This window comes from Kitasatospora sp. CMC57 (assembly GCF_045866025.2).
Lineage (GTDB): Bacteria > Actinomycetota > Actinomycetes > Streptomycetales > Streptomycetaceae > Kitasatospora.
The window spans coordinates 5,222,495-5,247,098 of sequence record NZ_AP035881.2 but is presented as its reverse complement, the minus strand read 5'-3'; the positions used below and the strand labels follow the sequence as shown (position 1 = coordinate 5,247,098).

24 protein-coding genes are annotated in these 24,604 nt (G+C 71.3%); 11 read left to right on the top strand and 13 right to left on the bottom strand.

Annotated elements, in window-relative coordinates; all coding sequences use genetic code 11:
* The first annotated feature begins 99 nt into the window (after positions 1-99).
* The gene (locus ACKUU6_RS23615) at positions 100-1,233 is read left to right on the top strand and encodes an acyltransferase family protein (RefSeq protein WP_407990559.1); all 1,134 of its coding nucleotides are present in this window, start codon (positions 100-102) and stop codon (positions 1,231-1,233) included.
* Here ACKUU6_RS23615 and ACKUU6_RS23610 read toward each other — a convergent pair.
* Positions 1,200-2,402 (bottom strand): hypothetical protein, encoded by a 1,203-nt coding sequence (locus ACKUU6_RS23610; RefSeq protein ID WP_407990558.1) that lies wholly within the window; start codon positions 2,400-2,402, stop codon positions 1,200-1,202. The genes ACKUU6_RS23615 and ACKUU6_RS23610 overlap by 34 nt on opposite strands.
* A gap of 166 nt (positions 2,403-2,568) precedes the next feature.
* A complete protein-coding gene (locus tag ACKUU6_RS23605) occupies positions 2,569-2,952 on the bottom strand; it encodes a MerR family transcriptional regulator (RefSeq protein ID WP_407990557.1) in 384 nt (127 codons plus the stop codon).
* Positions 2,953-3,071: 119 nt separating this feature from the next.
* On the opposite strand from ACKUU6_RS23605, the gene ACKUU6_RS23600 reads away from it, so the two are divergent.
* Together ACKUU6_RS23600 and ACKUU6_RS23595 are read left to right on the top strand one after the other, a co-directional pair.
* Positions 3,072-3,725: a class II aldolase/adducin family protein gene (locus ACKUU6_RS23600; protein ID WP_407990556.1), complete on the top strand. Its 654-nt coding sequence runs from the start codon at positions 3,072-3,074 to the stop codon at positions 3,723-3,725.
* A complete protein-coding gene (locus ACKUU6_RS23595) occupies positions 3,722-4,117 on the top strand; it encodes a carboxymuconolactone decarboxylase family protein (RefSeq protein ID WP_407990555.1) in 396 nt (131 codons plus the stop codon). The genes ACKUU6_RS23600 and ACKUU6_RS23595 overlap by 4 nt, the downstream gene beginning before the upstream one ends.
* A gap of 685 nt (positions 4,118-4,802) precedes the next feature.
* Here the strand turns inward: ACKUU6_RS23595 and ACKUU6_RS23590 are convergent.
* The gene (locus tag ACKUU6_RS23590) at positions 4,803-5,387 is read right to left on the bottom strand and encodes a hypothetical protein (RefSeq protein ID WP_407990554.1); all 585 of its coding nucleotides are present in this window, start codon (positions 5,385-5,387) and stop codon (positions 4,803-4,805) included.
* A 216-nt stretch (positions 5,388-5,603) separates the two neighbouring features.
* On the opposite strand from ACKUU6_RS23590, the gene ACKUU6_RS23585 reads away from it, so the two are divergent.
* A complete protein-coding gene (locus ACKUU6_RS23585) occupies positions 5,604-5,966 on the top strand; it encodes an Imm51 family immunity protein (RefSeq protein WP_407990553.1) in 363 nt (120 codons plus the stop codon).
* 211 nt (positions 5,967-6,177) lie between these two features.
* On the opposite strand, the gene glnA is transcribed toward ACKUU6_RS23585, so the two are convergent.
* From glnA to ACKUU6_RS23570, 3 genes are all read right to left on the bottom strand, one after another.
* On the bottom strand, positions 6,178-7,539 hold the full coding sequence (glnA, locus tag ACKUU6_RS23580) for a type I glutamate--ammonia ligase (RefSeq protein WP_407990552.1): 1,362 nt from the start codon (positions 7,537-7,539) through the stop codon (positions 6,178-6,180).
* A 122-nt stretch (positions 7,540-7,661) separates the two neighbouring features.
* Entirely contained in the window at positions 7,662-8,081 is a 420-nt protein-coding gene (locus ACKUU6_RS23575) for a type II toxin-antitoxin system VapC family toxin (protein ID WP_407990551.1), read from the bottom strand.
* A complete protein-coding gene (locus ACKUU6_RS23570) occupies positions 8,078-8,332 on the bottom strand; it encodes a type II toxin-antitoxin system Phd/YefM family antitoxin (protein ID WP_407990550.1) in 255 nt (84 codons plus the stop codon). The genes ACKUU6_RS23575 and ACKUU6_RS23570 overlap by 4 nt, the downstream gene beginning before the upstream one ends.
* Positions 8,333-8,420: 88 nt before the next feature.
* Here ACKUU6_RS23570 and ACKUU6_RS23565 point away from each other — a divergent pair, with 88 nt between their 5' ends.
* Positions 8,421-10,163 carry an NAD+ synthase gene (locus ACKUU6_RS23565; protein WP_407990549.1) on the top strand — a complete coding sequence of 581 codons (1,743 nt, stop codon included), beginning with the start codon at positions 8,421-8,423 and terminating at the stop codon, positions 10,161-10,163.
* 46 nt (positions 10,164-10,209) lie between these two features.
* On the opposite strand, the gene ACKUU6_RS23560 is transcribed toward ACKUU6_RS23565, so the two are convergent.
* From ACKUU6_RS23560 to ACKUU6_RS23550, 3 genes are all read right to left on the bottom strand, one after another.
* Positions 10,210-11,220 carry an endonuclease/exonuclease/phosphatase family protein gene (locus ACKUU6_RS23560; protein WP_407990548.1) on the bottom strand — a complete coding sequence of 337 codons (1,011 nt, stop codon included), beginning with the start codon at positions 11,218-11,220 and terminating at the stop codon, positions 10,210-10,212.
* Between the two features lie 121 nt (positions 11,221-11,341).
* Positions 11,342-12,055 (bottom strand): TetR/AcrR family transcriptional regulator, encoded by a 714-nt coding sequence (locus ACKUU6_RS23555; RefSeq protein WP_407990547.1) that lies wholly within the window; start codon positions 12,053-12,055, stop codon positions 11,342-11,344.
* A gap of 51 nt (positions 12,056-12,106) precedes the next feature.
* Complete coding sequence (locus tag ACKUU6_RS23550; RefSeq protein WP_407990546.1) at positions 12,107-13,771, bottom strand: MFS transporter; 1,665 nt, start codon at positions 13,769-13,771, stop codon at positions 12,107-12,109.
* A gap of 219 nt (positions 13,772-13,990) precedes the next feature.
* On the opposite strand from ACKUU6_RS23550, the gene panB reads away from it, so the two are divergent.
* Positions 13,991-14,869, top strand: coding sequence for a 3-methyl-2-oxobutanoate hydroxymethyltransferase (gene panB, locus ACKUU6_RS23545; protein ID WP_407990545.1), 879 nt, complete (start codon positions 13,991-13,993; stop codon positions 14,867-14,869).
* A gap of 66 nt (positions 14,870-14,935) precedes the next feature.
* On the opposite strand, the gene ACKUU6_RS23540 is transcribed toward panB, so the two are convergent.
* Positions 14,936-15,367, bottom strand: a complete 432-nt coding sequence (locus ACKUU6_RS23540) for a hypothetical protein (protein WP_407990544.1) — start codon at positions 15,365-15,367, stop codon at positions 14,936-14,938.
* Positions 15,368-15,566: 199 nt separating this feature from the next.
* Here ACKUU6_RS23540 and ACKUU6_RS23535 point away from each other — a divergent pair, with 199 nt between their 5' ends.
* A complete protein-coding gene (locus ACKUU6_RS23535; protein WP_407990543.1) occupies positions 15,567-16,586 on the top strand; it encodes an ATP-binding cassette domain-containing protein in 1,020 nt (339 codons plus the stop codon).
* Positions 16,583-17,398, top strand: coding sequence for an ABC transporter permease (locus ACKUU6_RS23530; protein WP_407990542.1), 816 nt, complete (start codon positions 16,583-16,585; stop codon positions 17,396-17,398). The genes ACKUU6_RS23535 and ACKUU6_RS23530 overlap by 4 nt, the downstream gene beginning before the upstream one ends.
* A 7-nt stretch (positions 17,399-17,405) precedes the next feature.
* Here the strand turns inward: ACKUU6_RS23530 and ACKUU6_RS23525 are convergent, their stop codons facing one another.
* Positions 17,406-20,723, bottom strand: a complete 3,318-nt coding sequence (locus ACKUU6_RS23525) for a BTAD domain-containing putative transcriptional regulator (RefSeq protein ID WP_407990541.1) — start codon at positions 20,721-20,723, stop codon at positions 17,406-17,408.
* Between the two features lie 146 nt (positions 20,724-20,869).
* On the opposite strand from ACKUU6_RS23525, the gene ACKUU6_RS23520 reads away from it, so the two are divergent.
* Positions 20,870-21,685 (top strand): site-2 protease family protein, encoded by an 816-nt coding sequence (locus tag ACKUU6_RS23520; protein ID WP_407990540.1) that lies wholly within the window; start codon positions 20,870-20,872, stop codon positions 21,683-21,685.
* Here the strand turns inward: ACKUU6_RS23520 and ACKUU6_RS23515 are convergent.
* Positions 21,682-21,867, bottom strand: coding sequence for a hypothetical protein (locus tag ACKUU6_RS23515; protein WP_407990539.1), 186 nt, complete (start codon positions 21,865-21,867; stop codon positions 21,682-21,684). The two genes, ACKUU6_RS23520 and ACKUU6_RS23515, sit on opposite strands and share 4 nt — an antisense overlap.
* Positions 21,868-21,938: 71 nt before the next feature.
* Positions 21,939-22,625, bottom strand: a complete 687-nt coding sequence (gene npdG, locus ACKUU6_RS23510) for an NADPH-dependent F420 reductase (RefSeq protein ID WP_407990538.1) — start codon at positions 22,623-22,625, stop codon at positions 21,939-21,941.
* A gap of 48 nt (positions 22,626-22,673) precedes the next feature.
* On the opposite strand from npdG, the gene ACKUU6_RS23505 reads away from it, so the two are divergent.
* Both ACKUU6_RS23505 and ACKUU6_RS23500 read left to right on the top strand, forming a co-directional pair.
* Complete coding sequence (locus tag ACKUU6_RS23505) at positions 22,674-23,246, top strand: hypothetical protein (protein ID WP_407990537.1); 573 nt, start codon at positions 22,674-22,676, stop codon at positions 23,244-23,246.
* Between the two features lie 85 nt (positions 23,247-23,331).
* Positions 23,332-24,600, top strand: a complete 1,269-nt coding sequence (locus ACKUU6_RS23500) for an MFS transporter (RefSeq protein WP_407992210.1) — start codon at positions 23,332-23,334, stop codon at positions 24,598-24,600.
* Positions 24,601-24,604: the final 4 nt, after the last annotated feature.

Here is a 24,604-nt window from a genome sequence, read left to right as displayed (position 1 = left end):
GCCACCGACATCCGTTCGGTACGAGCGTACGTGTGCGAGGGCCGACAGCCGTGGCCGACGTCCCGTCACCCCCGCGTCCACTGCCCCGTTATCCCCGGTGTGCCCATCCGACTCCCCTCGCTCACCGGGCTGCGCTTCTGGGCCGCCCTGCTGGTGGTGCTCTACCATCTCTCCCGCCAGCTGAATGAGTTGCCACTGCTGTCCCCGCTGGTCTGGTACGGCCGCAGCGGGGTGACCTTCTTCTTCGTGCTCTCCGGCTTCGTGCTGGCCTGGACGTACGCCGACGCCCCCGTGCCCGCGCTGGTGTTCTACCGCCGCCGGCTGGCCAGGATCTGGCCGCTGCACGTGCTCACCACCGGCCTGTCGCTGGCCGTGTACGCCGCGATCGGCGCCGCCGTCCCGCTGACGGCCGCGCTCTGGTCACTGCCGATGCTGCACCCCTGGCTGCACGGGACGGTGATGGGCGGCAACCCGGCGGGCTGGTCGCTCGGCGACGAGGCCTGGTTCTACCTGCTCTTCCCGCTGCTGCTGCCGGTGCTGGCCCGACGCCGACCGGGGCCGGTCCTGGCGGGCTGCACCCTGCTCGGCCCGCTGCTCTGGCTCGCGGGCGCCCTGATGCCCGAACCCGCCCTGCGCAGTTGGCTGTTGGACTACCTCCCACTGAGTCGCACCCCGCAGTTCGTGCTCGGCGCGGCCGCCGCGCTGGCCGTCCGGCGCGGCCTGGTGCGCCCGCTGCCGCTGCGTTCCGCCGTCCTGGCGGCGGTCCTCTTCCACGCGGCACTCATCCCCTGGCACCGGGCCGTCCCGGACTCGCTCTGGTACGGGCCGTACTCCGCCGCGCAGTTGCTCTCCGCGCCGCTCTTCGCGCTGCTGATCACCGCGGCGGCGCAGGCCGACCTGCGGGGCGGCAGCGGATTCGGCCACCGGGTCCAAGTCCGCCTGGGCGACTGGTCGTTCGCCTGGTACCTGGTGCACGAGATCGGCTTCCGGACCTGGCTGGCGCTCTGCGGCCGACCGGCCCCCGGGCTCGCCACCCTGATGGTCTGGCTACTGCTGGCCGGCACCGCCCTCGCGGTGGCGGGAGCACTCTTCCGCTGGGTGGAACGGCCGTTGGAGCGCCGCCTGCGCGGCGGCTCGGGCCCGGGAACGCCACTGCCGCGCCCCCGGCGAGCGGAGGCGCGGCAGGTGACGACGGAGGATCAGTCCTCCACCGAGGAGTCCAGGTTCACGTAGGCGTAGAAGACGCCCAGGTTGTAGCCGTCCTTGTCGGTGGCGACCGTCGCGGTGATGTCGGTGTCACCGTGACGCAGGATGTTGGAGATGTCCCAACGGTTGGAGTCGTAGCCGAAGTTGTTCCGGTTGTACGGCACCCGCTTGAACTGGTCGGCCGGGGTCAGCTCCTCGATGGTGGAGTTGAACGCGTCCTTGGAGACGTGGTTTGCGTCGGTGAACTCCGTCAGCGGCCCGTTGGTGGACTTGGCGAAGAAGGTGTCGCCGGTCCACTTCAGGTCACCGTCGTAGACCACGTAGCCCAGCTTGGCGTGCATCTCACCCTCGGTGGGCGTGACCAGGCCCTCAAGCTTCAGGCTGATCTCCGGGCTGTTCGGCAGCTCGGGAACGAAGCCGTCCCAGAGGTTGATGTGGCGCAGCGGCTTGCACTCGTTCTCGTACGCGACCACGATCGTCCAACCGCCCCAGCTGTGCGGCTTCACCACCGAGTCCATGTTGGCGACGGTGTAGGTGCCGTTGCCCTTCGCCTTCACCAGCTCGGTGATGTCGGCCGAGGCCTGGTAGCTGCTCTCGGCCTGGGTGGTGATGTACCCGATCGAGGCCTGGTCGTTGGCGATGTTGGTGTACTGGCTGTCACCCGGCAGCTTGAGGTAGACCTCGTTGATCCGGCTCTCCGGCAGCACCGTGCCCTCGATGCCGCGCGTGCCGCCCCAGTACAGCCGGGCGTACTTCACGTTCGAGCCCTCGACCAGGCCCAGGTCGGCGGAGCTGGCGGAGTAGATCTCGTCACCGAGCGGGCCGACGGAGCCCGGGTCGATGTTGATGTACTTCATCTGGTAGTTGTTGTTGATCGGCCGCGAACCCTCACCGGCCCTGGCCTGCTCACAGGGCGGCTGCGCCGGGTCCACCGGCGGCTGGGTCTCGTCACAGGTCATCAGTGAGTTGCTGATCCGGGTGATCGAACCGTGGAACTCGCCGCTGAACCGAGTCTTCATCGGCAGCACGTTCTGCTGGAGAACGTCGTCTCCGGCCCGGTGCGTACCCGAGCCACGTGCGTCGGCGACCGGGCTGGCCATGAGCTGGGCCGCGACGGCGACCAGGGCCGCACCCGCGATTCCGACGCGGCGCGCCAGCCGACGGGCGCCGACGGCGCGACTAACGGTGTGGGGCATGTGTACCTCTCGGATCAGAGGGCCGCGCATTCCAGCACGGCCAACCAGTGAGGGTGGACTGAACCCATCGGAACACAACTCTGTGTAACTGGCTAAACACATACCGCCATCAGTGAGCGCGGTCCGGCACCCAGCCTGACCGCCCGTCAGCTGGCCCCGGGAGCCGTCACGCCTGCCGACTCCAGTCCGCCATCTGCTCCCGGAACTTCGGGCACATGACGATGTCCTCCTCCCCGCACCGCAGGGCGTGCGTCAGCAGCTGGTGGGCGTGGTCGAGGTCGACCATGCGCTGCTCGATCTCAATGATCTTGCTGCGGATCATCGTCTGTCTGAGCGACTGCTTCAGCTGGAACTCGCGGATCTCGGCCAGGGTCAGACCGGCCTGCTGGCACTTGCGCAGCACCACGATCCGTTCGACGGCCTCCGGCGGGTAGCGCCGCTGGCCGCCCTGGCGCTCGGGCTCGGGCAGCAGGCCGTGCCGCTCCCAGAACCGGATCGCCGAGGCGGGCACCCCGGTCGCCCCCGCGAGCTGACCGATCGTCAACCGCACCAGTCCCCACCCCCTCCACCTGCATGTTTGACTTAAACCTTAGTGCAAGTTGAAGAGTGGTCGGCACCGGGACAGCACCGCATCGGCGGACGCTGCCGGCCGACCACGGAGTTGCCGCGATGACCGTTTCACCGACCGCCCGCCAACTGGTCGAGGCCGCCGAGAGCCTCTTCACCGCGGGGGTGATGTCCCACTCCGGGCACGCCAACCTGAGCGCCAGGCTCGACAGCGACCGCTTCCTCCTCACCCCGGGCTTCGTCCGCGGCCTGCGACCCACGGACCTGGCGACCGTCACCCTGGACGGGCAGCTGCTCGAAGGCGAACTCCGGTCCGTCAGCACCGAGATCATCGCCATGCACAGCGCCGTCTACCGCGCCCGCCCCCGGGTCGGCGCCATCATCCACACACACTCCCCCGCCGCGACCGCCTTCGCCGTGGCCCACCGCCCGCTGCCCTGCCGCACCGAGCCGATGCTCCGCTTCGGCCAGCCCGAGGACGTCCCGGTGGTGCCCTGGGGCCCGCGCGGGTCGGACGTCTCCGTCCGCGGCATCGCCTCGGTCCTGTCGCAGCGCCCCACCACCTCCGCCGTCCTCCTCGCCAACCACGGCCTCCTGGTCTTCGGCCCCGACTCGGCGGCCACCGCCCACCTGGTGGTCGCCATCGAGGAGAGCGCCGAAGCCGAACTGGCCGCCGCGGCCCTCGGCGGAGCGGTCGACTTCCCGGCCGGCGCCCTGGCGGACGTCCAGGCCGCGATCGCCCGGGCCGCGTCATGACCGACGCCCTCTCCGACGCCCGGGCCGAAGCGGTACGCGCCCGCTACCGTGCCACTCTCGGCTCCGTCCCCACCGGCGTGGAAGACCGCCTCCAGCTGGCCGAACGCCTCGACCGCCTCCCGACCGAAGAGGCCCTCGCCGCCCTGCGCCACATCGTCCTGACCGACAATCCCCTCGGCCCCCGCATCCAACAACTCGTCCACTTCGGCCAACTCCTGGCCCTCAACCACCCCACCCCCGCCCGCATCCACGCCACCGGTGCCCTCCACGCCGGCGCCACCCTCCCCGACCTCCTCGGCGTCACCGAAACGGCCCTCATCACCGCCGGTGTCCCGGCGTACGCCCTCGGCACCGAGATCATCGCCGAACTCCTCGCAGCCGAACGGACCTGACGGGCCATCAGCTCGATCGTCATCGGTTGTCAGGCGGCCGGCGTTCCGTCAGGGTGGTGTCCATGCCTGGGCAGAGGAAACGGAAGCAGCGGGAGCAGGAAGCACGTCGGCGTCATGCCGCCGCGTACGCCAATGCACGCTGGGAGGTGATCTACGAGACGCAGGACTACAGCGAGTGGCAGGCATACGTGCGCCGCCTGCGTGCGGAGCGTCTGTACGACGAGTCGAGCCTGCGGATCGACACGCTCTGCGGTCGTCTCCAACACCCGACGACGTACCGCCTCAGCGCAGCTGTGCCTGCCGATTCGTCGGAGGTTCCGGGGCCCGTGCACCCATAGGCCTGACCGGCCGTCAGCCACCAGCCGGAAGGACGGCCCTGCGCCGTCCCGAGCGGTTCCGCGACGCTCCCGGCGAACAGTACGACCCGGTCCTCGGCGGCTGCGAAGCCTTCGAGAACCGGGCCGAGCGGCGGATTCCGCGAGCTACGTACGGATTTCCAGCACCTCGGCGGCCGGGGCCGGGCCGGGGACCGGTACCTGCGGTTGCATGACTGGCGCGGGGCCGGGTAGCGCCGCGCGGGCGGCCTCGGCATCGAGGACCCCCTCCCAGCGCGCAACGACGAAGGTGGCCACGCAGGCGTCAGCGGCGGGGCCGGTGGGGCGGGCGGTCGGGATCTTCGGGTGGGTCAGGCGGAGCTTCCCCAGCTGTGGGCGACGTCGATGACGAGGCGGTTGTCGAGCTGGAAGACCCGGAACGGAAGGCGTGCCCGGACCCCGAGGCCGAACTGGGTCTCGCCCTCGAAGCTGCCGGCGAAGCGGGTGTCGACGAAGGTGCGGTAGCCGGTCAGGTCGACGCCCGGCAGCGGGTTGCCCGCCCGGCCCGGGTAGACCACCTCCCAGGTGGAGGGGTCGTAGGTGGCCGCGCCGACGACGATCTCCAGCACGTCACCACCGCGCACCGGAATCGGCGTACCGGAGCCGGCCTGGTAGATGGCGTTGCCGCCCATGTAGTGCACCCGGTAGCTCAGCGGATTGGCCGCCGAGGTGCCCGGCACGTCCACCACCAGGCGGTCGAAGCACTCCTGGACGCCGGTACGGATGTTGGCCAGCGCCTGCGGCTGGTACGGGACGGTCTGATCCTGCCGGTTCAGGCTGCCCCAACCGGTCGCACAGGCAGTACCGGCGGTGACAGCCGAAGCCGCCGGGACCGTGGTTGCCCCAACTCCCGCAGCGAGTATCACTGCAGCCAGCGCGGTGGTCCACCGTCGCATGTCGTTTCCCCCTCCTGAGCCGACCCCGGTGGCCGGGCTCCACACCTATCCACGCCTCGGTGCTCGGAAAGGTTTCAGTGCGTTCGGGAACTGGCCGCCGACCGCAGGAGCAGCTTCGTCCTGACCGTCCATCAAGGTGCCCTTGCCATCGAAGTGGCACCACGCTCCACACAGGGGCCAGGCCGGACTGTCGGCGGATCATGCCACGATGCCCGCATGACGGAAGCAATCGATCGCCCGGACCTCGCCCCGCTGAGCCTGTTCGACACCTCACCCGGCAACTACAGCCTGATCCTCACCGACCACCACTTCGCCCAGGCGGCCGACCTCTTCGAAGCGGTCGGCCAGGAGGCCAGCGGCTACAGCTGGGACGCGGTCGCGCACACTGCGGTCCGCGTACACGCGCCGGAACTCGGCGATCGGATCGGCGGCTTCGACCCCGAGGCCGGGATGATGTGCGTCTACGGCAAGGACGAGGCGGCCCTGCGGGAGCTCGGGTCGATTCTCAGCAGCGCCTTCCACGACCGCGCCAAGCTGTCCGCACTGATCGAGGCCACCGACCCCGGAGACTGGGACTGAATCCCGGTTCCACCAGCTTGATCCGGGGCTGATCATTCGCTACGCGATCGAGCTCCCGCCCAGCCTGTACTGCCACAGATCACCGTGGTCTGGCCCTGGCCTCAGCCAGCCTCAACGCCACCACGTGAGCCGTGAAAATGCCCCTCAGGTCGACGGAGCTGATCCGTCGGCCCGAGGGGCCTCCTGCGTTGCAGGCCGCTCTGACCTGCGGCTACAGCACCTGGAGGTTCTTCCGCAGCTCGAACGGAGTCACCTCGGAGCGGTACTCCTCCCACTCCTGGCGCTTGTTGCGCAGGAAGAAGTCGAAGACGTGCTCGCCCAGCGTCTCCGCGACGAGTTCGCTGCGCTGCATCAGGTCGATGGCCTCGCCGAGGTTCTGCGGCATCGGCTGGATGCCCAGCGCGCGCCGCTCCGCGTCGGAGAGGGCCCAGACGTCGTCGTCGGCGCCCGGAGGGAGCTCGTAGCCCTCTTCGATGCCCTTGAGGCCGGCCGCCAGGGTGACCGCGTAGGCGAGGTAGGGGTTGCAGCCGGTGTCCAGGGAGCGGACCTCGACGCGGGTGGAGCCCTGCTTGCCGGGCTTGTACATGGGGACCCGGATCAGGGCGGAGCGGTTGTTGTGGCCCCAGCAGATGTACGAGGGGGCTTCGCCGCCCGCGCCCGCGGTGCGCTGCGAGCCGCCCCAGATCCGCTTGTAGGAGTTGACCCACTGGTTGGTGACGGCGGCGGTCTCGGCGGCGTGCCGGAGCAGGCCGGCGATGAAGGAGCGGCCCACCTTGGAGAGTTGGTACTCGGCGCCGGACTCGTGGAAGGCGTTGCGGTCGCCCTCGAAGAGCGAGAGGTGGGTGTGCATACCGGAGCCGGGGTGGTCGGAGAACGGCTTCGGCATGAAGGTGGCGTGCACGCCCTGCTCGAGCGCGACCTCCTTCATGACCAGACGGAACGTCATGATGTTGTCGGCGGTGGAGAGTGCGTCGGCGTAGCGGAGGTCGATCTCCTGCTGGCCGGGGGCGCCCTCGTGGTGCGAGAACTCCACCGAGATGCCCATCGACTCCAGCATGGTGATGGCCTGGCGCCGGAAGTCGTGGCCGACCCCGCGCGGGGTGTGGTCGAAGTAGCCGGACTGGTCCGCGGGGATCGGCGGGGTGCCGTCACCGGGGAGGTTCTTCAGCAGGAAGAACTCGATCTCCGGGTGGGTGTAGAAGGTGAAGCCGAGGCTGGACGCCTTCTCCAGGGTGCGCTTGAGCACGAACCGAGGGTCCGCGTACGAGGGCGAGCCGTCGGGCATCAGGATGTCGCAGAACATCCGCGCGGTGCCCGGGGTCTCCGAACGCCAGGGCAGGATCTGGAAGGTGGTCGGGTCCGGCTTGGCGATCATGTCGGACTCGTAGACCCGGGCGAAGCCCTCGATCGCGGAGCCGTCGAAGCCGATGCCCTCCTCGAACGCCTGCTCCAGTTCGGCCGGTGCCACGGCCACCGACTTGAGGAACCCGAGCACGTCGGTGAACCACAGCCGGACGAAACGGATGTCACGCTCCTCGAGCGTACGAAGCACGAACTCCTGCTGCTTGCCCATGGGGACAGTCTCACCTCTGCTCTTTACGTTCGTGTTACGCCCCGAAGCGCGCCGGAAGCGGCCTGGCGACAACTGCCCCCATCATGTCGGATCTTCGTCTGGAATCCACCCCCGGGCGCCGCTCAGCCGACCGGGTCGAACGGATTGAGCACCGGCACGCCGGTCCGAGCCACGTCCTTGACGTTGCGGGTCACCAACGTCAGCCCGTGCACCTTCGCGGTGACCGCGAGCAACCCGTCGATCGGCGGCAGCAGGTCCGGTACGTTCAGCTGCCCCCAGGTGTCCGCGACTTCGCGGGTCACGGGCAGGATGCGGTCGCCGTAGATCCGCTCCAGGCCGGTCAGCCATCCGTCGAGCAGAGCGGCCTGCCGGTCGTCCCCTCTCCACCGGAGTCGCGCGATGCCCTGCCTGAGTTCCCCGCCGACCAGCACACTGAGGTACAACTCGCCGAGCGGGGCATCGGACAGCCAGGCGAGCACGGAAGCATTGGGACGCGGTCGTCGGGCCTCGGACACGACGTCGGTGTCGAGCAGATAGGTCACCGGTCACCGCCGAAGTCCACCGCTCGGGTCGGCTCCGTGGAACGGTCGATCTCCAGTCCCTCGATGGTCGGACCTTGCAGCAGGTAGTCCCGGAGGTCCATCTCCTCTCCCTTGAGCCGCCGGTACTCCCTTATGTCGATGACCACCGCGACCTCGTCGCCGTGCCGGGTCACGACCTGGGGGCCTTCGGCCTCCGCCAGACGGAGCACTTCGCTGAACTTCTGCTTGGCTTCCTGCACCTGCCATCTCATGGCAGAACCTCCGTCTGGTCTGTCCAGGCCGTAACCAGGTTAACGCCGCAGGCGACATAGCGTCAGTTAGACGATTACACTCGGGACCATGCCGACTCTCCGCCTCGCCCTGAGCCAGACCGACCCCTGGGTCGGTGACATCGCGCGCAACTGCGACGAGGTGGTGCGCTGGACCCGGCGGGCCGCCGAGGCCGGCGCCCAGCTGGTCGCGTTCCCCGAGATGGCCGTGACCGGGTATCCGGTGGAGGACCTCTCGCTGCGGAGTTCGTTCGTGGAGGCGTCCCGAGCGGCGCTGGTCGAGCTGGCGGCGCGGCTGGCCGCCGAGGGGCTGGGTGAGCTGCCGGTGGTGGTCGGCTACCTGGGGCGCTCCGAGCGGGCGAGGCCGGGCCGGCCCGCCGGGTCGCCGCAGAACTGTGCCGCGGTGCTGCACCGGGGCGAGGTGGTGAACCGTTTCGCCAAGCACTACCTGCCCAACTACGGGGTCTTCGACGAGCACCGCTACTTCGTGCCGGGCGACCAGCTCTCGGTACTGCGGCTGCACGGCGTGGACGTGGCGCTGGCGATCTGCGAGGACATCTGGCAGGACGGCGGCCGGGTGAGCGCGGCCCGCGAGGCCGGGGCCGGGCTGCTGCTGGTGATCAACGGTTCGCCGTACGAGCGGAACAAGGACGACGCCCGGCTGGAGCTGGTGCAGCGGCGGGCTGCCGAAGCGGACTGCCCGCTGGCGTACCTGAACATGGTCGGGGCCCAGGACGAGCTGGTCTTCGACGGTGACTCGCTGGTGGTCGGCGCCGGGGGCGAGGTGATCGCGCGGGCGCCGCAGTTCGAGGAGACCCTGCTGGTGGTGGACCTGGACCTGCGGGCCGCGTCCGCGAACCACGTCGACGGGCTGCTGCTGGTGGACGGTCTCCAGCTGGTCCGCACCGAGCTCGGGGGCGAGCCGGAGCAGCGTGAGCAGCCGGTGTACGAGCCGGCCCCCCGGCTGAGCGACGAGGCCGAGATCTACGGCGCGCTGGTCGAGGGCACCAGGGCGTACGTGCGCAAGAACGGCTTCCGCTCGGTGCTGATCGGCCTGTCCGGCGGCATCGACTCCGCCCTGGTGGCGGCGATCGCTGTGGACGCGCTCGGGGCGGAGAACGTGCACTGCGTCTCGATGCCGAGCCGGTACTCCTCCCAGCACTCCAGGGACGACGCGGCCGAACTGGCCGAGCGGACCGGCCTCAACTTCCGTACGGTCTCGATCGCCCCGATGTTCGACGCCTACATGGACGCGCTCGGGCTGACCGGGCTGGCGGAGGAGAACCTGCAGTCCCGGCTGCGCGGCACGCTGCTGATGGCGATCTCCAACCAGGAGGGGCACATCGTGCTCGCGCCGGGCAACAAGAGCGAGCTGGCGGTGGGTTACTCCACCCTGTACGGCGATTCGGTGGGCGCGTACGGGCCGATCAAGGATGTCTACAAGTCGCTGGTCTTCCGGCTCGCGGCGTGGCGCAACGAGCTGGCCGAGGAGCGCGGCGAGGTGCCGCCGATCCCGGCGAACACCATCAGCAAGCCGCCGTCGGCCGAGCTGAGGCCGGATCAGGTGGACACCGACTCGTTGCCCGACTACGACCTGCTGGACACCGTCCTCGACCTCTACGTCGAGGGTGACCTGGGCAGGGACGCCATCGTGGCGCAGGGGTTCGACCCGGCCGTGGTGGACCGGATCGTCCGTCTGGTGGACACCGCCGAGTACAAGCGCCGGCAGTACCCGCCGGGCCCGAAGATCTCCCGCAAGGGCTTCGGCCGGGACCGCCGACTCCCCATCACCAACCGCTGGCGGCAGGGCTGACGCCCACTCAGTACGCCCACTCGGTACGTTCGGTCGGTACGTCCGCTCAGTACCGGAAGTCGGCGGCGACCGCGAGGTGGTCGCTGCCGTCGGAGGGCAGCACCCGGGAGTCGGTCGGCTTGAGACCGCCCTTGCTGAGGATCTGGTCGATCCGGGCCATCGGGAAGGCGGCCGGCCAGCTGAAGCCGAAGCCGTCCCCGGCGGCGCCTTGGGCGGAGCGCATCTGCGAGGTGACGGGGGCGAGCGAGCGGTCGTTCATGGTGCCGTTGAGGTCGCCGAGCAGCAGCACCTTCTTCAACGGCTCGGCCTCGATCGCGTCGCCGAGCGCCTGCGCACTGAGGTCGCGCTGCCCGGCCGTGAAGCCGCCGTCGAAGTTGACCCGCACCGAGGGCAGGTGCGCGACGTAGACGGCGAGCGGTCCCTGACCGGTCGTCACGGTGGCCCGGAACGCCCGGGTCCAGCCGATCCTGATGTCCACCACCCGGGTGTCGCTGATCGGGTACTTGGACCAGAGCCCGACCGTGCCCTCCACCACGTGGTACGGGTAGCCGGCCGCCAGACCCCTGCTGTAGGTGGTGACGGCGTTCGAGGCGAGCTCCTCCAGGGCGATGACCTGCGCGCCGGAGGCGTTCAGCATCCGCACCGTGCCGGCCGGGTCGGAGTTCGCCGCGGCGACGTTGTGGGTGAGCACCGTGAAGTCGCCCTTGCCGCTGCTCTTGTCGGTCAGCAGGCCGCCGAACAGGTTGAGCCAGAGCACGGCGGGCAGCAGGACGGCGACCAGCGCGAGGGCCGAGCGGCGCAGCAGTGCGAGCACCAGCAGCACCGGGACGGCCAGGCCGAGCCAGGGCAGGAAGGTCTCCAGCAGGCTGCCGAGGTTGCCGACGGCGTTGGGCACCGTGGAGTGGAAGGCCAGCAGACCGGCTGTCAGGGCGGACAGCACGGCCAGGATCCAGCCCCTGCGCCAGGTGCCGGACCGCCAGCCGTCGGTCCGCCAGAACCGACGGGCCGCGGGCTGCGCACCTTCGGCCGGTGCCGCTGCCTCGTCCGTCTGTGCCATGAACCGATCCTCCGTGCCGTTCCGCCTGGTCGGGGCTGCCCACCGATTTAGTCGGATCCTCGGCTCAGCCTATGACGGGACAGACGCCGGTGGAGTCGCGCCGGGTTGCGGGGCGCGCCGGTCAGTGAGATTCGCCACCGGACGGCGGCACGTCAGCGGCGCCCGCACCGGAGGGCCGTACCTCGGCACCACCCGTACCGGACGGCCGCACGCCCGCCCCCGCCAGGACGGCGTCGACCATCTGCTCAGCCAGCCCCTCGTCGTCCAGCGGGCCCTCTCCCCAGAGCACGGCGCGGACCAGGATCGGACCGATCACCATCTCGGTGAGCAGCTCGACGTCGATGTCGTCCCGGAGCACGCCCTCCGCGACCCCGCGCCGGATGATCTCCCGGGCCAGCTCGCGGCGCGGCTTGATGATCCGCTCCTTGTACAGCTGGCGCAGCTCGGGCCAGGTGTCGAGCTGGCCGATCGCGGCCTTGAGCGCCCAGCTCGAACGTTTGGCCAGGCCCCGGCGGCGGATGTCGTCCACCATCGCGATCAGGCTCTCCCGGACGCCGGCGCCGGTGAGCACCGGCTCCGGCTGCTCCTCCAGCCGGGCCACCACGTCGACCAGCAGGGCCTCCTTGTTGGGCCAGCGCCGGTAGATGGTGGCCTTGCCGACGCCCGCCGCGGCGGCGATCCGTTCGATGGAGAGCTCCGCCAGTCCGGTACCCGCCTCCATGAGTGCCTCGACGGAGGCCACGATCGCCTGCTCGGCCGCCTCGCTGCGCGGCCGCCCCCGGCGGGGAGCGCAGTGCTCCCCGCCGGGGACGGGCTTGGTGGTCTCGGTCTGCATGGGGCCATTCTGCCCGCCCCGGCCGCCACCTTGATCAACCATGACGACCGCTCAGACCCGCTCGGCCTGGTCAGCGGCCTGGCCGGGGACCTGGCCGGGGACCTGGCCGGGGATCCGCTCGGCCGGTTCCGCCGTCGGCGCGGCCGACTCGGCCGGTCCGGCCGACGGGTCCTGGGCCGCCTGCGGAGCGGCGACCAGGCCGGGGAGCAGGAACCAGGCCAGCAGCACACCCACCGCGGTCACCCCGGCGGAGAGCCCGGCGACCACGTGCATGGCGTGGATGAAGGAGTCCTCGGCCTGGCCCACCAGGGCGGTGTTGCCCGTCCGCCCGGCGATCGCCAGGGTGGCCTCCAGCGACTCGCCGGCCTTGTCCCGCAGGGCGGGCGGCAGCTGGCCGAGCGAGTCGGAGACGCCGTCCCGGTAGACGGTGGAGAGCACCGCGCCGAGCACGGCCACCCCGAGCGAGCCGCCGACCTGGCGGAAGGTGTTGTTGAGCGCGGAGCCCGCGCCCGCCTTCTCCCGCGGCAGCGAGCCCATGATGGCCACCGTGACCGGCGGCATCACGTGCGCCATGCCGGCGCCCATCAGGAAGCCGAGCACCACGAGCACCCAGATCGGGGTGGTCTGGCCGAGCAACAGGTAGCCGAGGAAGGCCACCGCGATCAGGGCCATGCCGGCCGCACAGGTGGCCCGGACGCCGAAGCGGTCCACCACCAGCCGGGCGCGCGGGGCGAACATCAGCTGGGCGACGGCCAGCGGCAGCATCAGCACGCCGGCCTGCAGGGCGCTGTAACCGCGCACGCTCTGGATGTAGAAGACGCCGAAGAAGGAGACGCCCATCAGCGCGAAGAAGACCAGGCCGATCACCGTGACGGAGGCGCTGAAGACCTTGTTGCGGAACCAGCCGACGTTCATCGCCGGGTGGTCGGTGTGCTTCTCCCACATCACGAAGCCGGCCAGCACCAACAGACCGCCGATGGTCGGCACCCAGGCCGCCGGAGCGGTGAAGTCGGCCAGCTCGCCGCCCTTGATGATGCCGTAGATCAGCGCGACCAGGCCGACGATCGAGAGCAGCACGCCGACCGGGTCGAGCCGGCCCGGGTTCGGGTCCTTGGAGTTGGGCACCAGCAGGGCCATCGCGACCAGGGCGAGCACCACGATCGGGACGTTCACCAGGAAGACCGAGCCCCACCAGAAGTGCTCGATCAGCAGACCGCCGGTGATCGGGCCGATCGCGATGGCCAGACCGACCGCGCCGGCCCAGATGCCGATCGCCTTGGGCTGCTCGTGCCGCTCGAAGACGTTCATGATGATGGCCAGCGTGGCGGGCATCACGAAGGCACCGCCGAGGCCCATCACCGCGCGGTAGCTGATGAGTTCACCGGGCGAGTTGGCCATGGCGGAGAGCAGCGAGCCGAGGCCGAAGACCACCATGCCGCCGAGCAGCGACCACTTCCGGCCGAGCCGGTCGCCGAGCAGGCCCGCCGTGAACAGCAGACCGGCGAAGACCAGGGTGTACGAGTTGATGGACCATTCCAGATCGCTCTGGCTGGCCCCGAGCCCGACGGGCGCGGGCGAGGCGATGGTCTTCATCGCGACGTTGAGGATCGAGTTGTCGAGGACGACGACGAGCAGTGCGAGCACCAGCGTGCCCAGGATCGCCCAGCGGCGGCGGTGGACGGCCTCGGGGATCCGGGGCGGTGCGGCGGTGGTCATGGTGTGGGTCTCCCCCAGAGAGCGGGTTTTACGAGTCGGAAGCGTCTCGGAATCAGCGTAGCGGCCTTTACGATACGAGACGGGACCGTATCGTAAATTCTCGGCAAAGAACCCGGGACGCGCCCGCCCTTTGCCAAGCGGGGTCGGCGTGCAAGCATGGGAGCAGATCCGGGGACGCCGTACGGCGCCACGAGACGACAACCTTCAGGAGCCTGTTCGATGAACGCTTCTCCGCTTCAGCCTGCCCAGGGCCAGCCCGGCACCAAGGAGGGCCAGACCCTCTACGGCGGGATCACCAACCGCCGGGTGACCGTCCGCGACATCGCCGCCGCCAAGCAGCGCGGTGAGAAGTGGGCGATGCTCACCGCCTACGACGCGCTCACCGCAAGCGTCTTCGACGAGGCCGGCATCCCCGTGCTGCTGGTCGGCGACTCGGCCGGCAACTGCCACCTGGGCTACGAGACCACCGTCCCGGTGACGATGGATCAGATGGTGATGCTCTCGGCCGCCGTGGTCCGCGGCACCAGGCGCGCGCTGGTGGTCGGCGACATGCCGTTCGGCTCGTACCAGGAGTCGTCCTCCCAGGCCATGCACAATGCGGCCCGCCTGATGAAGGAGGCGGGGGTCGGCGCGGTCAAGCTGGAGGGCGGCGAGCGCAGCGCCCGCTCGATCGAGCTGCTGGCCGAGGCCGGCATCCCGGTGATGGCCCACATCGGGCTGACCCCGCAGTCGGTGCACGCCTTCGGCGGGTACCCGGTGCAGGGGCGCGGTGACGAGGCGGCGCACCGGCTGCTCCGGGACGCCAAGGCGGTCCAGCAGGCGGGTGCCTTCGCGGTCGTGCTGGAGGCCGTACCGGCCGAGCTGGCCGCCCAGGTCACCGAGCAGCTGGCGATCCCGACCGTCGGCATCGGTGCCGGGGCGGGCACCGACGCCCAGGTGCTGGTGTGGACCGACATGGCCGGTATGACGGCGGGCCGGGTGCCGAAGTTCGTCAAGCAGTACGCCAACCTGCGGGCAGTGCTGGGCGACGCCGCCCGGGAGTTCGCGGCCGAGGTCGGCGCGGGCACCTTCCCGGCGCCGGAGCACACCTTCAAGTAGCCGCAGCAGCACGGAAGGGCGGTACCGGGGCCCCGGTACCGCCCTTGCGCGTCTAACGACGGCTCATCAGCAGGCGATCGGCAGGCTCAGCGTCACCGGCGTGTTGTACCAGGGGTAGGACGCGACCGAGAACGAGGCCTGCACGGTCGAACCGCACGGCACCGTGCCACCCACGCCGCGCACCTGGATGGTGGAGGCGGTGAAGGTGCGGTAGCCCTGGACGGTGCCGAGCGAGGCGCCGCCGAGGATCTGACCGGTCAGGTTGACGGTGAGCTCCTGCGGCTGGATCACCGTGCCCGGGCTCGGCGGGCCCGCCAGGGCGATCTGCCCGTACAGCGCCACCTGGTCGCCGGTGATCTCGGCACACACCTTGGTCTGCAGGCCGGACTGGAGGCCCGAGGCGCCACAGGTGACCGTGGTGGTCGTGGTGGCCGAGGCCGGGGTGGCGGCGAGCGCCAGACCGACCACACCGGCGGCGACGAGAAGCTTGCGGAACATTGGAGTCCCTCCCTCTGAGCAGTGCGAACGGCCCCACGCCGTGCGCTACTGCAATGTGATATTTCACTATACCCATGAATCTGAGGCGTCGTCAGGTTTAACAGCTGCCCGCACTCCCGAGAAGGATCCTGACAGCGGGCTGTGAGCGGCGACAGCGGACTGACAGCACCGTGACAGCGGGCCCCTGCACGCTGATCACATGAACCGAAACGACATCGCCCCGAACGACCGGGGGCTCAGCGGCACCAACGCCGTCGAGGTACGAGGCATCGTCAAGCACTACGGCGAGACCAAAGCCTTGGACGGGGTCGACCTGACCGTCCGTCAGGGCACCGTGCTCGGTGTGCTCGGCCCGAACGGCGCCGGCAAGACCACACTGGTCCGGGTCCTTTCCACACTGATCAAGCCGGACGCCGGCACCGCGTTCGTCGGCGGCTACGACGTGCTGCGCCAGCCCAAGCAACTGCGCCGCACCATCGGGCTGACCGGCCAGTACGCCTCGGTGGACGAGCTGCTCTCCGGCTACGAGAACCTCTACCTGATCGGCCGGCTGCTGGACCTGTCCGCCAAGCAGGCCAAGGCCAGGGCCACCGAACTGCTGGAGCGCTTCTCGCTCACCGAGGCGGCCGGACGTCCGGCCAGGACGTACTCCGGCGGCATGCGCCGCCGGCTCGACCTGGCCGCCTCGATGATCGGCAGCCCCAAGGTGCTCTACCTGGACGAGCCCACCACCGGGCTCGACCCCCGCACCCGCAACGAGGTCTGGGACGAGGTGCAGCGGATGGTGGCCGAGGGGGCCACCGTGCTGCTCACCACCCAGTACATGGAGGAGGCGGAGCAGCTCGCCGACGAGCTGACCGTGATCGACAAGGGCCGGGTGATCGCCAGCGGGGAGGTGGCCGATCTCAAGGCCCAGGTCGGCGGCCGCACCCTCCAGGTCCGCCCGGTGCACCCGGCCGAGCTGCCCGAGATGGCCCGCTGCCTCCAGGAGACCGGCCTGACCGGGGTCACCTTCTCCGCCGACACCTCGCTGCTCTCGGTCCAGCTCACCGACGACGAGCAGCTCACCACCGTGGTCGGCGTGCTCGGCTCGCGCGGCTTCGGCATCGCCGGGATCGACACCAAGCTGCCCAGCCTGGACGAGGTCTTCCTCACCATCACCGGCAAGTCCGGCCCCACCGACACCGTCCCGACCCTGCAGAAGGAGACCGTGGCATGAGCGCCGCCACCCTCAGCCCCGCGACCCTGCCCGCCGACGACGTCCGGATCGGCCCCCGGGCCACCCTGCGGCACATCGGCGCGCTGACCCGCCGCAACCTGATGCGGATCAAGGCCGACCCCGAGTCGATGCTCGACGCCCTGCTGATGCCGATCATCTTCATCGTGCTGTTCGTCTACGTCTTCGGCGGCGCGGTGGCCGGCGGTCAGCAGGAGTACATCCAGTACCTGGTCCCCGGCCTGCTCGGCACCACCGGGCTGAACCTGGCGATGGCCGTCGGCACCGGGCTGAACAGCGACTTCCAGACCGGTGTGATGGACCGGTTCCGCACGCTGCCGATCGGCCGGTCCGCGGTGCTGCTCTCCAAGATCGCCGCCGAGATGCTGCGCGGGCTGGTGTCCTTCACCATCCTGATCGGCTTCGCGATGCTGCTCGGCCTCGACATCAAGACCGACTTCCTGCAGCTGCTCGCCGCCGTCGGCCTGTCCCTGATGTTCGGCATGTCGATCGTCTGGATCTCGATGCTGCTGGGCATGGCGCTGCGCAGCGCGCAGGCCGTCCAGGGCGTCTCGATGCTGGTGATCATGCCGCTCCAGTTCGGCAGCTCGATCTTCGCCCCGACCCACACCATGCCGGGCTGGCTGCAGAGCTTCACCAAATACAACCCGCTCTCCGCACTGGCCGACGCCTGCCGCAGCCTGATCAACGGCGGGGCGCTCACGCACTCGGTGCTGGTCGTGGTGGTCTGGTCGGTGGGCATCACCGCCGTCACCGCCCCGCTCGCGGTGGCCCGCTTCCGCAAGCGGACCTGACGGCAGCTCAGAAGGTCACCACCTCGTCCAGCAGGGCGGCGGTCCTGGTCAGTCCCAGGCCGCCGCCCTCGGCGTACCCGGCCTGGTACTCGGCCTCGCCGAGCAGCTCGCGGACCGCCTCCTGAGCCTCCAGCCGTTCGTGCCGTTCGATCGAGGTGCCGCGCGGCCCGTGCAGACTGTCGTGCGCCCCGATCAGCACCGCGCAGTAGCGGCCGATCCGCAGGTCGTTCCGCTCCTTGGCGACGATCAGCAGGGTGCCGATGAACGAGGGCAGCAGCAGCACCGTCATGTGCTCGGCGAACACCCCGGCCGCGCCGCCGTCATCCCCGCGCATCCGCGCGCGCCCTTCCCTGAGCAGCTCGAGCCCCTGCTCGGCCCGGCCGGCCCGGGCCACCACCCAGCTGCGGATGCAGAGCAGCAGGCCGCTGAAGACCTCGGGCACCAGCGGGCCGAGGATCCGCCGCTGGGCCATCAGGTAGTCCAGCCGCTCCAGCGCCTGGTCGTGCTCGCCCCGGCGGCTGTGCACGGTGCAGAGCACCAGGTTGCCGAACAGCTCGGCACCGTCCGAGGACTGGCTGCCCGGCTCCACCTCGGCCAGCGCGGCCCGGATGAGTGCCTCGCCCCGCTCCGGCTCGGTCGGCAGCAGCGCCTCCCCCAGCCGGACCTTGAGCATCGGCACCTCATGGTGCGCGCCCAACTGCTCTGCCAGCTCGATCGACTGACGGTACGTCTCGGCCGCGCCGAGCGCGTCGCCCTCGTTGCTCATCGCCTCCGCCTGCGCGGCCAGCGCCTCGGACCGGCCCCAGTCGTCGCCGGTCCTGCTGTAGATCTCCAGGGCCTCGTTGCTGTCCAGTACGGCCTGCGGCAGCCCGCCGACCCAGTCGTTCAGCATCCTGGCCCGGATCTGCAGGACGAAGGCCAGATCGCTCTCCCGGCCGTACCGCCTGGCCCCCTCGACCGCGCCGTCCAGCAGCTCCTTCAGGCTGTCCATCTGCCCGGCCAGGAAGGCGGCGAACACCCTCAGCAGGCCGGGGTACCGGTACGCCTGCGGGAGTTCGGGGGTGTAGACGACCAGCACCCGCCGGGCCAGCTCCACCGCGCCGGAGTCGCCCAGCTGCTCCATGGTGCCGGCGAAGATGGCGACCATCCGGAACAGCTGGACCTGCCGGCGGGCCTCGTCGAGCATCGCCTCGGACATCGGCAGCGGCCGGTCCAACGGCCCCTCGGTGAGCGGGACGGGCGGCCGGGCGTCCTCGGCGAAGGCGTCCGGGGCGAGCGCGGAGATCTCCTCGTACCAGGCCCTGGCCTCGGTCCGGTAGTCCCTCAGCTGCCAGAACCAGCTCATACCGAGCGCCAGGACCAGGGCCTCCTGCTCCTCGCCCCGGTCGATCGCCCGGCGCAGCGCGGCCCTGATGTTGTCCTGCTCGCGCTCCAGGACGTCCAGCACCCGCAGCTGCTCGGGGCCGTGCACCCGCAGATCGGCGTCGCGCACCAGCTCGCGGTAGTGCCGGACGTGACGCATCGCCACCTCCGGCTCGTCCGCCTCGGCCAGCCGCTCCCCCGCGTACTCCAGGATGGTCTCCAGCATCCGGTAGCGGGGGTGCTCGCCGAGGCCGGCCACCAACAGCGACTTGTCCACCAACGAGAGCAGCAGGTCGGCGACCTCCTCCCGGGGTACCTCGGCGTCGTCGGCGCAGACCTGTTCGGCGTCCTCCAGGGTGCAGCCGCCCGCGAAGACCGAGAGCCGGCGCAGCACCGCGCGCTCGCGCTTGCCCAGCAGGTCCCAGCTCCAGTCCACCACCGCGCGGAGGGTCTGCTGCCGGGGCAGCAGCGTGCGGGAACCGGCCGTCAGCAGGGCGAACCGGCTGTCCAGCCGGTCGGCCAGCTGACGCGGGGTCAGGCCGCGCAGCCGGGCGGCGGCCAGCTCGATGGCCAGCGGCAGGCCGTCCAGGCGGCGGCAGATCTCGGCGCAGGCGGCCGGGTCCTCGGCCGGGTCGAAGCCCGGCCTGGCGGCGGCGCCGCGCTCCGCCAGCAGCCGCAGCGCCACCTCGCCGGGCAGCGGTTCGACCGGCAGCAGCGTCTCACCGGGCACGCCGAGCGGCTCCCGGCTCGTGGCCAGCACGGTCAGGCCGGGGCACTCGGCGAGCAGCCGGTCGGTCAGCTCGGCGGCGGCCTGGATCAGGTGCTCGCAGTTGTCCAGCACCAGCAGCATCCGGCGCTGGGCGCAGTGCTCGACCAGTCGGCGGACCGGGTCGTGCACCCGGGCCACCTCGCCGACGGCGCCGCCGGTGTGCAGCACGGTCTCGCGCAGGCCGAGGGCGGAGAGCACCGCGCCGGGGGTGGCAGCCGGGTCGTCCAGTGAGGCCAGCTCGACCTGCCAGACGCCGTCCGGCCAGCTGCCGTCCGCCTGCCCGGCCTGTTCGGCCAGCGCGGCCTCGACCGAGAGCCGGGTCTTGCCGGAGCCGCCGGGCCCGGTCAGCGTGGTCAGCCGCCCGCCGGCCAGCGCGGCCCGGACCGCCGCCAGGTCCTCGTCCCGGCCGACGAAGCTGGTCAGTCGGGGGCGCAGGTTGCCGTTCGTCCGGGGACGTACGGCGGCCGCCGGCGCCGGCTCGGCGCCGCTCAGCAGGTCCCGGTGCAGCGCGCGGAGCGGTTCGCCGGGGTCGGTGCCGAGCTGGTCGGCCAGCGCACGCCGGGTGCGCTCGTACTGCTGGAGGGCCTCGGCGGTGCGGCCGCCGTCGCGCAGCGCGCGGATCAGCAGCGCGGCCAGCGGCTCGTCCAGCGGGCGGGTCTCGCAGAGCTCGGCGAGTTCGGCGGTCACCTCGGCGGCCCGGCCGAGCGCGAGCTCGGCGGTGATCCGGTGCCTGCGGGCCTCGTCCCGCTCGGCCTCCAGCCGGGTGGCGGAGCCGCCCCGATCCGGCAGGTCGGCCAGTGCCGGGCCGCGCCAGAGGGCGAGCGCGGCGGTCAGCCGCTCGGCGGCCAGGCCGTGGTCGCCCTGCTCGGCGGCGCGGCGGCCCTCGGCCGCGAGGCGCTGGAACTCCCTCAGGTCGCTGGCCGAGGCGGTCAGCCAGTACCCGGCGGGCCCGGAGCCGACCTGCTCGCGGCCCACGGTGCGGCGCAGCCGGCCGACCAGGGTCTGCAGTGCGGCGGCCGAGTCCTGCGGCGGTTCCGCGCCCCAGACCTCGTCCACCAGCAGCTCGGCCGGGACGGGCCGGCCCTGGCGCAGCACCAGTGCGGTGAGGAGCGCGCGCAGCCGGGCACCCCCGAGCGGTACGGGGGTGCCGTCGTCGTGGTGGGCGCTGGTGGTTCCGAGGATGCCGTAGTGCACCCGCCCATTCTGGGTGACGCGCGGCCCGGCGATGCCCGGAACCCCGGCCCCCGGCGGTCCGTTCACCTGTCACGCCTTGTCCGGGCCGCTCCTGACCCGGCATGATCGACCGTCGGACCTTCCCCACGCATCGGAGCCACCCCGCCATGACCTTCGCCGAAACCCAGCGCTCGCGCAGCGAGGACCGCCGGATCAGTCCGGTGTTCTGGGTGCTGCTCGCGACCCTCGGCACGGCGGGCTGGGCGGTCGCCACGGGCTACGGCAGCGCGCGGTTCGGCGTCTTCCTGTTCGTGGTCTCCGGCTGGGTGGTCTCGCTCTGCCTGCACGAGTACGCGCACGCGCGCACCGCGCTGCACGGCGGGGACATCTCGGTCGGGGCGAAGGGGTACCTGACCCTCAACCCGTTCAAGTACACCCACGCCCTGCTGAGCTTCGTCCTCCCGGTGGTCTTCGTGATCCTGGGCGGCATCGGCCTGCCCGGCGGCGCGGTCTACATCGAGCGGAACCGGATCCACGGCCGGGTGAAGCACAGCCTGATCTCGGCGGCGGGCCCGCTGGTGAACCTGCTCTGCGCGGCCGCCCTGCTGATCCCGATCGGGGCCGGCTGGCTGGACTACCCGTCGGTCCACGCGGAGATCGACGGCCGGCAGCTCGCGGTCTCCCCGCTGGCTGCCGCCTTCGGTTTCCTCGGCCTGCTCCAGATCAGCGCGGCCCTGCTCAACCTGCTGCCCGTCCCCGGTCTGGACGGCTACGGCATCGTCGAACCGTGGCTCTCCCCCAAGACCCGCCGCGCGGTCGAGCCGTTCGCCCCGTACGGGCTGATGGCGGTCTTCATCCTGCTCTGGCAGTCCGAGGTGAACCGCTGGTTCTTCGACCTGGTCTACTCGGTGATGGACCTGTTCGGCGCCAACCCGGCCCTCAGCCAGCTCGGCAGCTACCTGTTCCGGTTCTGGCAGAGCTAGTCCCGCTGCTGCGCCACCGCGGCCTGCCGGGCGCGGCGCAGGTGGTACCAGGCGATGTTGCTGAAGACGCCGGCCATCAGCACCCAGATCAGGCCCAGCCAGCGGCCCTGGACCAGCGACACCACCGCGGCGGTCAGCGCGAGCACACAGATGATCAGGGCGAAGAGGGCGTTGCGGGGCATGGCGCGGGCTCCTAGGGCCGGGAACGGTCGGCTCCCATTCTCGCCGACCGTTCCCACCGCTCCCGACGGGGTCAGACGTCGGTGATCCGGATGCCCGCGTGGGCCTTGTAGCGGCGGTTCACCGAGATCAGGTTGGCGACCAAGGACTCGACCTGGTGGGCGTTGCGCAGCCGGCCCGCGAAGATGCCCCGCATGCCGGGGATCCGGGCGGCCAGGGCCTGGACCAGGTCGGTGGCCTCCCGGTCCTCGCCCAGTACCAGGACGTCGGTGTCGATCCGCTCGATCGACTCGTCCTGGAGCAGCACCGCCGAGAGGTGGTGGAAGGCGGCGGTCACCCGGGAGTCCGGCAGTAGGGCGGCGGCCTGCTGGGCGGCGCTGCCCTCCTCCGGCTTGAGCGCGTAGGCGCCCTGCTTGTCGAAGCCGAGCGGGTTGACGCAGTCGACCACGATCTTCCCGGCCAGCTCCTCGCGCAGTGCCGACAGGGTGGCGGCGTGGCCGTCCCAGGGCACGGCGACGATCACGATGTCGCTCTGCCGGGCGCACTCGGCGTTGTCCGCGCCCCGCACGCCGAGGCCGATCCCGGCGGCCGCCGCCTCCGCGCGCTCGGCGGTCCGGGAGCCGATCACCACCTGCTGACCGGCCTTGGCCAGCCGGAGGGCCAGCCCGCGCCCCTGGTCGCCGGTGCCGCCGAGGACACCGACCACGAGGGCGGAGACGTCGGGGAGCGCGGGCGCGGTCACTGAATCGTGGGTAGTCATGTCGAAGATCCTGCCAAAGCCGCCCGCCCTGCTCCATCCTCTTGGTCCATGGACGCGGTGAGAGTTTCAGCACTACGTGAACGGCTGGCCGGTACCGGCTGGCCCGAGTCCGCGCTGGCCTTCGCCGGAGCGCTGCGCCGCTCGGTGGGCCGCCGCACCGCCCGGGACCTGCTGCTGGTCGGCACCGAGGTGTACGAACCCTGGCACCTGGCCGCCCACCTGGACGAGGAGGCCGCCCGTTCGGGGGTCGCACGGCTGGCCCCCACCCTGCTGCGCCACCGGGTCGAGCCGGGCGCTCCGGCCCATCTCTCGTACGGACTAAGCGGTCTGACGGAGGCTCGGCGGGGCGCGACCGTGCTGCTGGTGGCGCCCGCCCCGTCGGAGGCCGGTCTGCTGGAGCGGGTGCAGGACGCCCGGCGCGGCGGGGCCACCGTGCTCACGCTGGACACCGGTGACCCCGAACTGGCCGGGCTGGCCCACCAGCGCTTGACCGTGCCCACCGCCGAGCCGGAACCGTTCGACCTGGTCCAACACCTCGTCAGTTCGGCCACCGGGGCTCCCGGCTCCCGGCTGGCCCGACTGGCCGCGCAGCTCACCGGGTCGCCGGTCGCGCACTGGTAATTCGGTTGCCGCGGTCCTGCGGGCCGCCGCAGGATGGCTCCCCGTGACTTCGCAACCCTCCCGCTGGCAGCGGCTCCGTCCCGATATGGCCCCCTGGCGGTCCTCCCGGGACTACCGGCTGCTCTGGAGCGCGGGCTGCGTCTCGTCCTTCGGCAGCTTCCTCACCTACGTCGCGGTGCCGCTGCAGATCAAGCACCTGACCAACTCCTCGTTCGCGGTCGGCCTGATCGGCGCGTTCGAACTCGTGCCGCTGATCGTCTTCGGCCTCTGGGGCGGCGCGCTCGCCGACGCGCTGGACCGGCGCAAGCTGGTGCTCTGCTCGGAAGCCGGACTGCTGCTGCTCTCCGGCCTGCTGCTGGTGAACGCGCTGCTGCCGACCCCGGTGCTCTGGCCGATCTACCTTGTGTCCGCGCTGGTCGCCGCCCTGGACGGGCTCCAGCGCCCGGCGCTGGACTCGCTCACCCCGCGGATCGTCCCGCACGACCAGCTGGCCGCCGCCTTCGCGCTCAGCTCGCTCTACCGCAACGCCGCCTCGGTGGCGGGCCCCGCGCTGGCCGGCGTGATCGTCGCGGTGGCGGGGGTGCAGACCGCGTACGCGCTGGACGTGCTCACCTTCGCCGTCTCGCTGCTGCTGCTCGGCCGGATGCGGGCCGTCCCGCCGTCCACCGGCGCCGAGAAGCCCTCGCTGGGCGCGATCGTCACCGGCATCAAGTACGCCTGGGGCCGCCGCGACCTGTTGAGCACGTACGTCATCGACACCTGCGCGATGCTGTTCGCCTTCCCGGTGGCGATCTACGCCTTCTGGGCCTCCGACCTGCGCGCCGACTGGGCGCTCGGCCTGATGTACGGCGCGACCGCCGCCGGTGCGCTGGTGGTCTCGGCGACCAGCGGGTGGACCTCGGGGCTCCACCGGCACGGCCGGATGCTGGTGCTGGCCGCGCTCGGCTGGGGCGTGGCGATCACGCTGGCCGGCCTGGTGGGCAACATCTGGATGGTGCTGCTCTGCCTGGCCGCCGCCGGGGGCGCCGACCAGATCAGCGGGGTGGCCAGGTCGACCATCTGGAACCAGTCGATCCCGGACCAGCTGCGCGGCCGCCTCGCCGGGGTGGAGCTGCTCAGCTACTCGATCGGCCCGCAGCTCGGCCAGGTCAGGGCGGGCGGCATGGCCGGTGTGGTCGGTGTCCGCGGCTCGGTCTGGATGGGCGGACTGGCCTGCGTGGTCGGCGTGCTCGGGCTGGCCGCCGCCGTGCCCCGGCTGCTCCGCTACGACGACCGGACGGACGAGAACGTCGCGCTGGTCCGGGCCCAGCACGAGGCCGAGGCCGCCGTCCGCGAGGCGACCCCGGCGGCCTGACGGC